The organism is Paenibacillus bovis (assembly GCF_001421015.2).
In the GTDB taxonomy this organism is placed as follows: Bacteria; Bacillota; Bacilli; order Paenibacillales; family Paenibacillaceae; genus Saccharibacillus; species Saccharibacillus bovis.
Genome location: NZ_CP013023.1, coordinates 4,629,163 through 4,644,212, shown reverse-complemented (window position 1 = coordinate 4,644,212; position 15,050 = coordinate 4,629,163). Strand labels below are relative to the sequence as shown.

Here is a 15,050-nt window from a genome sequence, read left to right as displayed (position 1 = left end):
AGTATAAAAGGCCTTATTTTTTGTGGGAAAAAGGTTAATTTATCCTTGGTCTTCACCGATAATGAAAGCATACGTATATCCATCGTACCTGTTTGGCAGTTTATGATAGTACATTTTAACTGTATAACTAACTTAGAATAACATCTTACTTAAAATGAATTCTAATGGGGTAGGTGTAGGGTCATGGGATTGGGACGCAAACGGAGCAAGTCGGGGCAGCAGCCAGTCAGATTGGATAAAAAATTATTGAAAAAAAGCAGGGGAAAAAGGGAGCAGGCGCAGCATACAGACATAACAGATTCATCGGCTCCAAAAGCAGTACATACATGGTTCAAAAGAAAACCTGCACGATTCAAACCCGCACGATCGATAGCGAAAGGATCAAAAAAGAAAATAATTCCTGATTGGCATTCCCTTCATCCTGCCAAATCGGTAGGGATGAAGCTGTTCCTGATTTTCTTTGTCGCGATTATGCTGTTTGTAATTTCGCTCGGCAGCTTTTCGTATTTTCAGGCCAAAAGTGTTATTAAAGAAAATGCTGCGATCAGCAATGAACAGGCTATTATCCAAACCGGTGAAAAGCTGGATGTGATGCTGAACCAGCTCGTTAATTCTTCGATTCAGGTCTTTTTTGATCCGACAATGCAAAAAGATCTGTCTACACTGTCGAGAAAAGATCTTAGTGATTATGACAAGTATCAGACCATCAATTCCGTAAGCGATAATCTGCAAAATCAGATGAATTCCATGGACTCGATTGAGTCAATCTATATGATTCCGCTCGATGAATCCATAAAAATTATCGGAGCAGGTGTAGGCATACCGGAGGCCAGTGAAGTCCGCAGTACAGACTGGTACAAGTCTCTCGCCAAAGGCGATAGCGTGATGACCTGGATACCTACCTCACAAATGGATGGAGCCAATAAAAACTTTATGTATGCACGGGCAATGCGAACATCCAGCAGTACCAGTTCCTTTGTCTTTGTTATGAATATTAACAGTAAATGGATCAATGACCAGATCAGCAGTCTCAAGCTGGGAGACGGTAGCCATGTCGATCTAATCGGAGGACCGGATCATACAGTAATTGCTTCTACAGAACCGGATACCGTAGCCAAGCCTTATGCATACGGATTTGTAAATGAGATTCAAAATGGCAGCGGACGCTTCCAGCACGATGAAGGCGCAGCACCTATGCTTATCGCTTATAGCGTACTGGATACGGTGGACTGGAAGCTGGTAGGGACTGTACCTGTATATTCGCTGGTTGCCAGTGCCGGCCAGATTCTGACAATGACCTGGCTGATGGCTGTGATCGACGGGCTGGTCGCTATTGTGATCGGTATACTGATTATTCGCATGATCGGCAGACCGCTGCGCAAGCTGCAGCAATTGATGAATCAGGGTGCACAGGGGATGCTGCATGTACGTACCGATCATCGGTCTTCGGATGAGATTGGTCAGCTCTCGCTTGCTTTTAACGATATGATGAGTAATATTACTGCGCTGGTACAGCAGACCAATCATTCTGCCCAGCAGGTACTGGATACAGCTGTATCTCTCAGTCAGGCTTCCAGACAGACCGCTACTTCAGCCAGCGAGATTGCTACCGCTACCGAAGAAATCGCAAATGGAGCAAGCAGCCTGGCCCGTGAAGCGGAGCGGGGAACGGAACTGGCGGATACCATGAATCAGCAGATGGACAAAGTGGTAGTCGCCAATAAACAGATGGGTGCTTCTGCCCAGCAGGTGGAAAAAGTCAGTGAAACCGGTGTGCAGCATATGGAGCAGTTGCTGCATAAAACGACAGTTACCCAGGACATGGTGCGCTCCCTCGGAGCACGTATTGATTCACTCAAAGAAAGTACTTCTTCCGTACAGCAGGTGCTGGACGCAATGCAGAATATTACCAAGCAGACGAATATCCTTTCCCTGAATGCAACAATCGAAGCTGCACGGGCCGGAGCCGCAGGCAAAGGATTCATGGTCGTAGCAGGAGAGGTTCGTAATCTGGCGGAGCAGTCTCGCCAGTCGATCCTGATGGTTGGTGAGATTACCGCCAATATTCAGAATGAAATGGAAGAAACAGTGAAGGTGCTGAATCAGGCGTATCCTCTTTTCCAGGAACAGACCGAATCGGTCAAAGATACGACTTCGATCTTCGAGACGGTGCAGAGTCAAATGCTGGAGTTTGTAGAGAAACTGAATTCTGCGACAACCTCGATCAGCGAACTGAATCAAGTTCAGCAGGTGATCAACGAAGCGATGAGTAATGTCAGCGCAGTCGCAGAGCAGTCTTCGGCTACATCGGAAGAAGTGGCTTCGCTCAGCAATGAACAGCAAAATGTCAGCGGTCAACTGGTCACGCTATCCGGTCAACTGGAAAATGTATCGGTAGAGTTGAAAGAAACGATTGCGCGCTTTACCATTGAGCAGGAGCAGGAGCAGGAGCAGGAGCAGGAGCAGGAGCAGGAGCAGGAGCAGGAGCAGGAGCAGGAGCAGGAGCAGGAGCAGGAGCAGGAGCAGGAGCAGGAGCAGGAGCAGGAGCATGGACAAGAATGGGATCAGGAAGATGCAGATGGTGGCGCAGCAAGTGACAAGCAAGCTGGCATCATTGTAGATATGACAAAACAGCCTGCTTCTTCCGAAGCTTCTGCAGATGCAGAAAATAAGGAAATCAAGCTTCCTATACTGGAAAAAGAAGCTTAACGCATTTACACAAAGTGTGCGTATCTGTCATAGGCAAGCTACTGGAAATACGATTCCGTCATAAATCTACTTTCCATAACAAACTTTTCCGATCATAAAATTTCCTGATAACAAACTTTCCCAATAACAAAACTTCCCAACAACAAAACCCATCGCTATCCGACATGTGTCATTTGTCAGGATAGCGATGGGTTTGTTATGATCTGGCTATGTCCAAAAGGTCTGTGTATTTACAGATAATCAGGATCGGGGAAGGTCTTCACGGATCGGTTCAAATTCTTCTTTGGGCAGACGAATCCAGCGCTGTAGATAGCCCTGCTGGAACAGCTCTTTGAGCAGAATAATCAGCACCGGTGACAGTACAAGACCGGCTACACCGAAAATGGAGAGCGAGATGATCATCGCAGACAGCATCAGATACGCCGAAGAGATACCGATCGAGTTACCGGTAATCTTGGGCTCCAGCAGCTGGCGGGTTAGCATAACCACAACCAGTACAATAGTCAATCCGATTGCCAGACCTGTCTGGCCTACAATGAACAGATAAATAATCCACGGAATAAAGACGACCGGAATTCCAAGCAGCGGCAAAATATCAAAAGCTGCACTAAGCAGTGCCAGTGCAAAAGAATGATCCACACGCAAAATCAGCAACCCTATGTATACCAGTACAAATGTAATCATAACCATGATCAGCTGGGCTTTGATATATCCGCCAATTGCGCGGAATACATACTGTTTCAGGAAATAGTAGGCTTTTTTGATCGTATTGGGTGTTTTTTCTCCAGCGACTCTTCGCCATAGATTAATTTCGGCACTCAGGAAAAAGGCCAGGATAATACCAACAGCAAAATTTCCGATAAAGGAAGAAAATGTGCCCAGCCAGCCAATTGCATAATTGAAGGTCGCTTTGACCCAGACGGCCAGTCCGGCGGTAAAGGTAGCAAAATATTCGTTGATCCGCTCAGTCAGATCAACAGGCAGTGCATTCATTTCTCGCTGCAGGATCGTTGTAAAGCTGGCAAAGTGCTGCTGTACAATCACGGCATACCGGGGCAGTTCATCGGCAACCTGACTGATCTGGGATACAAAAATCAATCCTGCACCAAACAGTGCACCCAGAATAATAAGGACAAAAGCAAGCACAGCTATCGCGGAACAGACCATTTTGGGCAATCCTCTGCGATTCAGGAACATAGCAAACGGCTCGATAATTGCAAAAATCAATACCGACAGAAATACCGGAGCGGCAATACGGTAAAGCTGACTGGAAATCAGCAGAACCAGGTAGACGGTCAGGATAACGATCCCGATATCAAAAGCCGTCCGCCAGTACTTTTTGTAAAGAGGTAACATGTGATGCCAAATCTCCTTTGCTTAATAAAATAGACAAATCTGCACCGGAAAACATGCTGTACGGCAGAATTGGAGCAATCCGTCCATAGGCAGCAATTCCGACTGTACATATACGATGTGTCCGCCGGATTTGTTACAAAAATAAAAGGAAGCATTATTGCAGGGGAAACAGATAAGATGTCTGTTCACATACAAAAGGCTTTCCCGCCTGATCTTCATCAGGGAGAAAGCCTTGGATGATCCGGCAGAGGACAGCAGAGGCCTGTGCCGGAAAATAAGCTTGGATCAGATTTTCATGATACCGCCCATACTTGCATTGGTCACAAGCTTGGAGTAACGTGCCAGATAGCCGGTTTTGACTTTTGGCTCGAATTCTTTCCATTCGGTACGACGGCGTTCAGCCATTTCTTCTTCGCTGATATGCAGTTCGATTTTGCGCTCATTCAGATCCAGCTCGATGATGTCGCCATCATGTACGAAAGCGATAGGACCGCCTTCGGCTGCTTCCGGAGAGATATGACCGATACTGATACCGCGGGAAGCGCCGGAGAAACGTCCATCGGTGATCAGGCCGACTTTGGCACCGAGGCCCATGCCGACGATCTGGGAAGTCGGAGCAAGCATCTCGGGCATACCCGGCCCGCCTTTTGGACCTTCATAACGGATAACGACAACATGGCCTTCTTTGACATGGCCGTTGGCGATACCGTACAGTGCATCATCCTGGGAATCAAAGCAGATCGCAGGACCTTTATGGTAGCCACCAACGGAAGCATCGACTGCGCCGACTTTGATAATCGCGCCTTCCGGAGCGAGGTTGCCGAACAGTACAGCCAGACCGCCGCGTTCCGAATGCGGATTGTCGATCGCATGAATAACTTCGTGATTTTGGATTTCCTGGCCTTCAACATTCTCGCGAAGCGTTTTGCCGGTAACGGTGATACAGTTCTCGTGCAGAGCACCCGGCTTTTTGAGCAGTTCGTTCAGAACGGCGCTTACGCCACCTGCGAGATGTACATCTTCAATATGCCAGTCGGAGGCCGGAGCGAGCTTCGCCAGATGCGGTACACGGTTGGCTACTTCGTTGATGCGTTCGATCGGATAGTCGATCTCGGCTTCATGCGCCAGTGCCAGTGTGTGCAGTACCGTATTGGTAGAACCGCCCATTGCCATATCCAGCGCAAAGGCATTGTCGATCGCTTCCAGTGTAACGATATCACGCGGTTTCAGATCCAGCTTGATGAGTTCCATCAGCTGCTTGGCGGATTTTTTGACGAATTCCTTGCGGTCTTCGGAAACAGCGAGGATTGTACCGTTACCCGGCAATGCGATACCCAGCGCTTCAGCCAGACAGTTCATAGAGTTGGCGGTGAACATACCGGAGCAGGAGCCGCATGTCGGGCAGCCGAACTGTTCCAGTTCCAGCAGACTCTTGTCATCGATTTTACCCGCCTGATAAGCACCTACACCTTCGAATACGGAGGTCAGGGAGATCGAACGACCATTACTGTCTTTACCGGCTTTCATTGGGCCACCACTGACGAACATGGTCGGAATATTCACGCGCAGTGCGCCCATCATCATACCCGGTGTGATTTTGTCACAGTTCGGGATACAGACCATGCCATCGAACCAGTGAGCGGAGACAACAGTCTCCAGGGAATCTGCGATAATCTCGCGGCTTGGCAGGGAATAACGCATACCGATATGTCCCATGGCAATACCATCATCAACACCGATTGTATTGAATTCGAATGGAACGCCGCCAGCTTCACGGATCGCTTCCTTGACGATTTTACCGAATTCCTGCAGATGCACATGTCCCGGTACGATATCGATATAAGAGTTACATACCGCAATAAACGGCTTGCCAAAATCTTCTTCTTTTACCCCTGCTGCACGAAGCAAACTACGATGTGGCGCCCGATCAAAGCCTTTTTTGATCATATCAGAGCGCATCTTTTTGTTTGTGTTGACTGCCATGGTGTCGGTTTCCCCCCAAATATATAATATAGTAGCTTTTTTGCTTTAGCGCGTTTGAACGCCAAAGGCACAAGCTGAAAAGAAAATGCATAATACGACAGGATACTACACGGATTATACAAAAGTTTTTAATAGAGTCTATCATAAGTGCTATCTTTTTACTAGCTTATATTACATAACATCACAAAAAGCAGACGTCTCTGCCAATTACGAACAGAGAAGTCTGCTTGATCTTGCATTATGAACGAGCATAATGCATCTATAGGGAGAATTAACGGCTGCCGCCCTTGCGTCCAATTTCTTTGTAGAAATCTTTGTCGTGCGACTCTGAAGTTGCTTCTCCACCTTTGCGCCCGATCTCCTGATAGAATTCCTTGTCATGGGATTGGGAAGTGGCCTGACCACCTTTTTTGCCAATTTGCTGATAAAACTCTTTGCTGTGATTTTTGGAAGTGGCCTGTCCGCCCATGCGACCGGCTTCTTCGCGGCTCATTTTCCCAGTACTTTTACTGCGTGCCATAACAATATCACTCCTGTCAAAATAGATTAGGTGAGGCTACATGTAGTTGCTCTTTAATTACCCGGTCCATTTGCCATGAAACGATATTTAGCCATTTATTTAGATATCGACTATGAATTATTCAGCGTAAAAACGAATATCGGCGCTGTGCATGGCGGAATTTGAGTCGTATATAACGAGGCAGTTCCGGTTCCACCCAGTAATGTGTCCAGCGCCGTACGGCAGGCTGGGCAAGCAGCAGTGTGATCAGAATCGCCAATAGGATCAGCAGCATAACTCCGGTTGTACTGCTGATATGGCCGAACATGCCCGAGGCTTCCATCGTGCGAACAAGCAGGCCGTGCAGCAGAAATACGTATAATGTGCGTCGTCCCAGCCCGGTAATGTAATGAGATCCCCACGGAACAAAAGCGAGGAATGCCAGCGAAGCGATCAGTTGCAGAATATACATAGCCAGTCGGCCGACCAGGCCATGCCATAGATCCACACCCAGCTGCATAAAGGTCTGGTTGCCATAGAACCATCCGGTATTCAGCGATCCGTCTGCCAGGATAAATCCGGCAAGCAGCATAATCGACAGTCCAGCCGCGAGCAGCTGACGATAGCTCCGGAACCAAGCCGCAAAGCGTTCAAATCCAAAATGATAACCGATAATGAAAAAAGGAAAATAGATCAGTGTTCGTGACAATGCCAGCCATACGCCATCCACAGGCAGAGAGCCAACGAGCAGCCCAAGCACTACCGACAGGATGATTTGCCGCGTAAAGCTCAGCTGGCGCATCATGATCAACATTACTCGCCACAGCATATGCCCTGCGAGAAACCAGAGCAGCAGATAGGGAGCAAAAAAGGAATGTGTAATCCCTTGCACACGGAACACCGTAAAATCGAGCAGCGAATAAATGCTCTGAAACAGAATATACTGCAGCAGGATAGTGCGCAGGATTTTAAGTCCTGTAGGTCCATATAGATTGGAACGGGCAAAATACCCGGTAACCAGCACAAACAGCGGCATATGAAACGAGAAAATCCACAGAAAAATACCATGTGCTACATCCGAATGACGAATTACGGGTTCCAGCATATTGCCGATCACTACACATATGATTAACAGAAAACGCAAATTTATAAAATAAGTCTCGCCTGCTGTGGAGCAGTGAGCCTGGACAGATGTACGCGGTTGATAGAGATGACTAATATTCATCATTTTCCCTCCACAAATTCTGATGATTTAAAAATAAGACAAAAAAGATTTTAATATTGTGATTAAATTCACAATAGAAAGCGCTCTCTGTCATTAAAATTGTGTATATATGATGAAGCTGCATCATTGACAACAAAGAAAGCGGTTGCGAAAATGGATAATATGACCAGCTACATACCACGGCATGAGTTCGATGCCGAATCAGGAGGATGGATAATGAATAATCAGAATGGTTATCCGGAAGTGGTCACTTTCGGGGAATCCATGGGTTTGCTGACTGCGGAAGACTCCCGCGGACTGGAATACGCCTCACAGCTGCGCAAATCTTTTGGCGGTGCGGAGAGCAATCTGGCGATCGGTATTGCACGTCTGGGTCACTCGGCCGGCTGGTGCGGTCGGCTCGGCGATGATCCGCTGGGGCATATGATCCAGAAGTCGATCCGGGGAGAAGGCGTGGATGTATCCCGCTCGATTCTGGCAACAGGAGAGCCTACCGGACTAATGCTGCGTGAAAACGCGTCAGGTCATGCTTCTGTATATTATTACCGCAAGCTGTCTGCGGCCAGCCGGATGACACCGGAAGATCTGGATGAAGATTATATCCGTAATACCCGCATTTTGCATGTAACCGGCATTACGGCGGCGATCAGTGAATCCGGGCTTGCTACCGTAAACCGAGCGATGGATATCGCAAGGGAAGCCGGAGTAACGGTATGTTTTGATCCGAATCTGCGGCTGAAGCTGTGGACACTGGAAGAAGCACGGCGGATCCTGCTTGCTCTGGCAGAAAAATGTGATTATTTCCTGCCCGGTCTGGATGAGCTGGCCTTACTGTACGAGACAGAAGATCAAAACGAGATTTTTGCCCGGCTGCGCCGACTGCGTGCAGTCAGCATCGTGAAAGGGGGCCCGGATCTCACATATGTGGTCGAAAAGGAAAATACCCTGGAAGTTCCTTATTTTAAAGCAGAACGTGTACTGGATACGGTAGGTGCTGGCGATGGATTCTGTGCCGGCTTTATTACAGGACTGCTGCGCGGATATACGATTGAAGAAGCAGTACGGCTGGGCAATCTGAACGGTTCGATGGTGATTCAGGCGGTTGGGGACTGGGAAGCACTACCGACCGATGCACAGGTGCAGGCGAAGCTGAACAATAAAGCTCATGTAGAGCGTTAATTGGATGATTGCAGAGGCTGCTAATCGTAGATTATGAGATTACGGGATTAAGGTCTTTGATAGACAGATACCCGCAGGACATAACCAGTTCTGACAGGTGTATGGATGTATTGCTAATCTAATTTCGATAAAAGAGGAGTAATGATATGAAAAAATTACAACTGCTGCAAAAAATGATGGATAACGGTGTAGTCGCTGTACTGCGCGGAGATTCTGCCGATCAGGTATTTGCTATGGCGGAACAGGCTATCGCCGGGGGTATCAAAGTGATCGAGGTGACGTTGACAGTACCGGGAGCACTGGGTGCTATCGAGAAGCTGAGCCGGATGTACAATTGGAAATCCGATGGCGATAATTTTGCTATTATTGGAGCAGGCACGGTACTGGAGCCGCAGACAGCGCGGGCAGCGATTATGGCAGGTGCCGAATTCGTCGTAGGGCCATCTCTGAATCCGGAAACAGTCAAAATCTGCAACCTGTACCGTGTGCCTGTACTGCCGGGAGTAACGACATTGGAAGGCGTTCAGCATGCACTGGAGCTGGGTGTGGATATTGTCAAATTGTTCCCGGGCAATCTGTATCAGCCATCTATTATCAAAACACTCAAAGGTCCTATGCCGCAGGCCAATTTTATGCCAACAGGTGGAGTATCGCTCGACAATCTGGGAGAATGGATCAAAGGCGGAGCAGTTGCTGTAGGAATCGGTTCGGATCTCACTACAGAAGCTGTCAAAACAGGCAACCTCAGTCTGGTACGTCAAAAAGCCGAGCAGTATATGCAAGTATATCGTGAAGCCAAACAAGGTTAAGTCCTACGTTTAATTATTTTTGCAGACGTGTGCATAAAAAATAAACAAAGCTTTACCGGAGCGTATTGCCGGGTAACCAGAGGGCATCACAGGTTTACCAGATAGTATGTATTGGTCCAAAAGATCAAAAATATCGATATCATCACGTGGTCCCAATTCTTACTCCAAAATAACTATTTTGGTCTGAAACACAAGTGAAAGTGTATTCCGTCATATGGAAAGTGGTATACTACACATAGAGCAGCCTGTTGTCCTGCCAGGGAAACAGGCTGTTCTTGTATATCAGCAAGGCTCCGGCAGGGCTGCGGATACAGGGAATATATTCATACCGGCACAAGCGAAATGCAAGCTGCTGCGCATGAACCCAATTCCTGATCCGGCAGAATTCATACTGACCGGACTTGAAGTGGAAGGAGAACTTATGTTTAGACGGAAACGTAAATATGCAGGAAGTTATGGAGGCAGCCGCCGCGGCGGACGTGCCGGTAAGATTGGCAAAATTCTGCTTGGTATTCTGATTGTGCTGCTTATTGTAGGCGGACTGGCAGCCTGGTATTTGTTGACACCTTATGGACCGACAGAACAAGCAGAACAGGCATTGACGGCACAGCAGCAAAAGGTAACCGTACATACGACAGAGAACTGGATAGCATTTGATGCGGCCAAGCCGAAAGGCAATAGTGTGATTTTCTATCCTGGAGCACGGGTGAAACCGGAAGCGTACAGTCTTTTTGCCAGAGATCTGGCTGCGTCGGGTCACTCCGTATATATTATGAAATTTCCATTTAATTTTGCCTTTACCAAAGCGGATGCAGCCGATGCAGTAATCAGCAGTCATCCCGATGAAAAGTTTGTGATCGGGGGACATTCATTGGGCGGCGTATTTGCTTCGCGGTATGCAGTAGCTCATACGGACCGGATTGCGGGTGTCTTTTTCCTGGCGTCCTATCCGGATCAAAATGGTAATCTGGCAGAGTTGGGTCTGCCGGTGATGTCGATCACAGGCTCCAATGACGGCGTACTGCAAAAAGACAAGTATGAAGCTTCCCGTTCGCTGCTGCCAGCGGATACAGCCTATTACAGTGTAGAAGGCGGTAATCACGGACAATTCGGCAGCTATGGTGAACAGAAAGGCGATCAGCCTGCCAAAATCAGCGAAAAAGAACAGCGTGCCCAGACGGTCAGCGCTCTGATCAGCTGGATGAAAGCATTTCCTTCAGACAGCAAAAAATAATCGCTCTGATTAACATTATCCATAACGAGCCGTATATCCAAGCAGTGTTTTCTTCCGTCATTTTTTCCGGGGGAAGACACTGCTTTTTGTATAGACGGTTTTGGGGGTAAACTAATAAGGAAGAGTACAGCACCATGAAAAGGAGATCATCAGTGGCAACTATCATCTACCAGTCACGCCAGATTCATTGCGATGCCATACTATGGGACAAGGATGGAACATTGCTCGATTTTATGCAGTTATGGGGCCAGTGGGCAGAGCAGCTGCTCAGTCGTATAGAAGCTTTTTTGCAGGAGCGTGGTCATTCCTTTACAGGCCACCGGGAAAAGGTGATGGGAACGATCTATGATCCTTCCGGCCGCTTGGTTGGTTATGATCCACGCGGCCCAATAGCTATCGCGTCTGCCCCGGAGACAATAGCTATACTTTCCTGGCAGCTGTATAGCGCGGGCATACCATGGGACGAAGCGGTGCGGCATATTACAGAGTTCAGCCGTCAGGCAATGGAGCATATGGAACAATCGAAGCCTGTTCAGCCGCTGCCGGAGTTGGTACCGCTGCTGGACAGGTGCCGCCAGGCCAGTATACCGATGGCGGTGGTGACCTCGGATTATACTTCCGAAGCTATCAAGCATCTACGCTGGAGCGGACTGGAAAATTATTTTACCGGGATGATCGGCAGTGATCAGGTATCAGCAGGCAAGCCTGCGCCAGATCTGGCTCTGCTGGCCTGTGAGCGTCTATCGGTTCTGCCGGAACGTACAGTGCTGATCGGTGACAGCAATGCCGATATGCAGATGGGCCGTCAGGCCGGTCTGGCCTGCTGTATCGGGATCTCGCCGACTGCAGGGGATACTGGACATTTGCCGGATGCAGATATTGTTATTCAGCATTACGGAGAGCTGCAGATCAGATCCACAGAGTAGCAAAGACGAGCCGGATCTGCTTTTTTGCCACACGAGTACAGACTTCAACTACAAACAAGGGAGTGATAACCATATGGATAAAGTAAATCAGCTGGCAGAGTGGATCAGGGAATCCAGCCGAATTGTCTTTTTTGGCGGAGCAGGAACATCAACCGAGAGTGGTATACCGGATTTTCGTTCGGCTGCCGGGTTGTATCAGGAAATAGGACAGCGTGGATACTCACCGGAAGAAATGTTGAGCCGTCCATTTTTTGACCGGGAGCCGGAGCTGTTTTATGAATTTTACCGATCCAAAATGCTATACCCGGATGTACAGCCCAATCCGGTGCATGAGCTATTGGCGGAGCTGGAGCAGCAGGGCAAGCTGCAGGCGATTATCACCCAAAATATCGATGGATTGCATCAAAAAGCCGGCAGCCATAATGTACTGGAGCTGCATGGCTCGGTACACCGTAATTACTGCATGGAGTGCAAAAGACAATATACGCTGTCCGATGTACTGGCTCAATCCGGTGTGCCGCGCTGTCCGGTCGATGGAGGCATTATTCGCCCGGATGTGGTGCTGTATGGAGAGTCACTGGATGGAGAGGTTATTGACCGGGCGGTAGCAGCGCTAATGTCAGCAGATTTGCTTATTATTGGCGGGACTTCCTTAACTGTATATCCGGCCGCCGGTTTTATTACGTATTTCAAAGGCAGACATACTGTATTAATGAATGCTTCGTCAACAGCACATGACCGTCATGCCGATCTGCTCATTACCGATCCAATGGGACAGGTAATGAAAAAGGTACAGCAGCTGCTGGCAGAATGATGATTGCATAATGATAACGCTTCCGGTATGATTTGTGAGGATATATGGATTTTATTCAGCTGAAGGGTGGGAATTACTTTGGTATATGTAGCGGCGGAAAATCGTTATGAGAATATGAAGTATAATCGTACCGGTCGTACCGGTCTGAAATTGCCTGCGATCTCGCTGGGATTGTGGCATAATTTTGGAGGAATCAATTCGTATGAGAATTCCAGAGAGATGCTGACACGCTCCTTTGATCTGGGAATTACTCATTTTGATCTGGCTAACAACTACGGCCCTCCGGCAGGCTCGGCCGAGGAGACGTTTGGTCAGGTGCTCAAGCATGATCTGGCTGCTTATCGTGATGAAATGATCATCTCGACCAAAGCTGGTTATTATATGTGGCCGGGTCCTTACGGCGAATGGGGCTCCCGTAAAAATCTGGTCGCCAGTCTGGATCAGAGTCTCAAGCGGATGGGTCTGGAATATGTGGATATTTTCTACTCTCACCGATTTGATCCGGAGACACCACTGGAAGAAACAATGATGGCGCTGGATCACATTGTGCGTTCCGGTAAAGCGCTATACGTCGGAATCTCCAGCTACAATGCAGAGCAGACCCGCGAAGCTGCGCGCATCCTCAAAGAGCTTGGTACTCCGCTGACGATTCATCAGCCGCGTTATTCTATGCTGGACCGCTGGATTGAGAATGGTCTGCAGGATACGCTGGATGATTTGGGAGCAGGCAGTATTGCTTTTTGTCCGCTGGAGCAGGGTGTACTGACCAGCAAATACCTGAATGGTGTACCGGAAGATTCCCGTGCTGCCGGTTCCTCGGTCTTCCTCAAGCAAGATCAAATCAAGCCCGAGACGATCCGCAAAGTTCGCGCCCTCAATCAGCTGGCTGCTGCACGCGGACAAAGTCTGGCACAGATGTCGCTGGCCTGGGTACTGCGTCATGGCCGTCTGACCTCCGCATTGATCGGAGCGAGTCGTGTATCCCAGATCGAAGAGAATATCGTAGCGCTGAACAATCTGGAATTCTCTGCCGAAGAACTGCAGCGTATTGATACGATCCTCAAATCATCGGCAGAACACAGTGAATAAACATTACGCAGGGTAGCAGGGCAACATCCAGCATGACCTTTATCGAACAAACTTGTTCAATCAAGTATCACAGGTTCTGCAAAGTGCTGGAGATTACAGAGGATTAACCGCTACAATGTGCTTGGGATTGCAGAAAATTAGGGTCTACAGACTCGGATTATGACTTTATTCCCTATAGCCCCTTTTATAATCTGCGATGCTATTGAATGAATGATAACACATACCTGAAAAAGGCTCCCTTCATCGTGGGAGCCTTTTTTGTATGGGATGCCATTGATCTGGATATTTGATTGGGAAAATATCGATAGATACCCATAGTACATCCGGCAGATATCTATAGCACACCCGGAGGCTGGATTGAAGCACGATACTGGCTGGGCGAGACTCCGTAAAATCGGCGGAACTGCTTGGAGAAATACAGCGCATCGGTTAGACCCACCGAAGCGGCAATCTGCTGAGTGGACAGCTCCGGTCGCTCGCGCAGCAGCTGACGTGCTTTGTCGATCCGGAGTTTGAGCAGATAGGTCACAGGCGTCATGCCCGTTTCCTTTTTGAAAATACGGGACATATAGGCGCGGTTATAGCCAATACTGCTGCACATGTCTTCGATCGATACGGGATGCGCATACTGGCTGGACATATAATGGATCATTTGTTTGACTGTTCGCCGGGTGATAGACTCGGCTCCAGGCAGTGCTGCCTGCCGGGTAAGCTTTTCGCTGGCTTCCGCCATAATCAGATGCAGATAACCGAGAGCGGCCAGATCAGAGCTTTCTTTTTGGGTATAAAAAGCCTGAAGCATGGACTGTAGATACAGCCCGATCTGTCCGGAATCTTCATGCTGCTCCGAACGGGCAACCGGCGAACCGGCGTGAAATCCGGTATGCTCAGCCAATTTTTCCGCTTGTTCTCCTGCAAAAGCCATCCAGTGATAATGCCAGGGCTGCTGGCGATCGGATACATAGCTGACCAGCTGACCGGGATGAATAAGAAAAGAGTCGCCTGCACTCAGCTTGTATGTGCGATTCTCGGTAATAAACTGCCCCTGACCGCTGGTAATGTAATGGTACAGGTAATAATCATAGATTTTGGGACCCAGCCTGTGGGAAGGCGGAGTCTGACTTTCTCCGGTGAATAGTACATACAGCATACCTTCATCGTGAAAGATGGGATTGGGAGCGACCTGATATGTTTTTTCGAACATGGCTACAGAGGCCTCCTTGATTC

General features: G+C 48.4%; 12 protein-coding genes. 7 read left to right on the top strand and 5 right to left on the bottom strand.

Annotated elements, in window-relative coordinates; translation table 11 throughout:
* Positions 1–183 precede the first annotated feature (183 nt).
* Entirely contained in the window at positions 184–2,709 is a 2,526-nt protein-coding gene (locus AR543_RS19720; RefSeq protein ID WP_082472289.1) for a methyl-accepting chemotaxis protein, read from the top strand.
* A gap of 240 nt (positions 2,710–2,949) precedes the next feature.
* Here AR543_RS19720 and AR543_RS19715 read toward each other — a convergent pair whose 3' ends face one another.
* The 4 genes from AR543_RS19715 to AR543_RS19700 form a co-directional block, all read right to left on the bottom strand.
* Entirely contained in the window at positions 2,950–4,065 is a 1,116-nt protein-coding gene (locus tag AR543_RS19715) for an AI-2E family transporter (RefSeq protein WP_060536092.1), read from the bottom strand.
* Between the two features lie 285 nt (positions 4,066–4,350).
* Positions 4,351–6,024: a dihydroxy-acid dehydratase gene (ilvD, locus tag AR543_RS19710; protein WP_060536856.1), complete on the bottom strand. Its 1,674-nt coding sequence runs from the start codon at positions 6,022–6,024 to the stop codon at positions 4,351–4,353.
* Positions 6,025–6,319: 295 nt separating this feature from the next.
* Positions 6,320–6,568, bottom strand: coding sequence for a KGG domain-containing protein (locus AR543_RS19705; RefSeq protein WP_017813475.1), 249 nt, complete (start codon positions 6,566–6,568; stop codon positions 6,320–6,322).
* A gap of 121 nt (positions 6,569–6,689) precedes the next feature.
* Positions 6,690–7,775, bottom strand: coding sequence for an acyltransferase family protein (locus tag AR543_RS19700; RefSeq protein ID WP_227871787.1), 1,086 nt, complete (start codon positions 7,773–7,775; stop codon positions 6,690–6,692).
* Between the two features lie 213 nt (positions 7,776–7,988).
* On the opposite strand from AR543_RS19700, the gene AR543_RS19695 reads away from it, so the two are divergent.
* The 6 genes from AR543_RS19695 (at position 7,989) to mgrA (ending at position 13,823) form a co-directional block, all read left to right on the top strand.
* Positions 7,989–8,951 (top strand): sugar kinase, encoded by a 963-nt coding sequence (locus tag AR543_RS19695; protein WP_060536090.1) that lies wholly within the window; start codon positions 7,989–7,991, stop codon positions 8,949–8,951.
* Between the two features lie 146 nt (positions 8,952–9,097).
* Positions 9,098–9,760 (top strand): bifunctional 2-keto-4-hydroxyglutarate aldolase/2-keto-3-deoxy-6-phosphogluconate aldolase, encoded by a 663-nt coding sequence (locus AR543_RS19690; RefSeq protein WP_060536089.1) that lies wholly within the window; start codon positions 9,098–9,100, stop codon positions 9,758–9,760.
* A 421-nt stretch (positions 9,761–10,181) separates the two neighbouring features.
* Positions 10,182–10,994, top strand: a complete 813-nt coding sequence (locus AR543_RS19685) for an alpha/beta fold hydrolase (RefSeq protein ID WP_060536855.1) — start codon at positions 10,182–10,184, stop codon at positions 10,992–10,994.
* A 152-nt stretch (positions 10,995–11,146) separates the two neighbouring features.
* Positions 11,147–11,920 (top strand): HAD family hydrolase, encoded by a 774-nt coding sequence (locus AR543_RS19680; RefSeq protein ID WP_227871786.1) that lies wholly within the window; start codon positions 11,147–11,149, stop codon positions 11,918–11,920.
* 73 nt (positions 11,921–11,993) lie between these two features.
* The gene (locus tag AR543_RS19675; protein ID WP_060536087.1) at positions 11,994–12,734 is read left to right on the top strand and encodes an NAD-dependent protein deacylase; all 741 of its coding nucleotides are present in this window, start codon (positions 11,994–11,996) and stop codon (positions 12,732–12,734) included.
* A gap of 78 nt (positions 12,735–12,812) precedes the next feature.
* Positions 12,813–13,823, top strand: a complete 1,011-nt coding sequence (gene mgrA / locus AR543_RS19670) for an L-glyceraldehyde 3-phosphate reductase (RefSeq protein WP_060536086.1) — start codon at positions 12,813–12,815, stop codon at positions 13,821–13,823.
* A 334-nt stretch (positions 13,824–14,157) separates the two neighbouring features.
* On the opposite strand, the gene AR543_RS19665 is transcribed toward mgrA, so the two are convergent.
* A complete protein-coding gene (locus tag AR543_RS19665; RefSeq protein WP_060536085.1) occupies positions 14,158–15,027 on the bottom strand; it encodes an AraC family transcriptional regulator in 870 nt (289 codons plus the stop codon).
* Between the last annotated feature and the right edge of the window lie 23 nt (positions 15,028–15,050).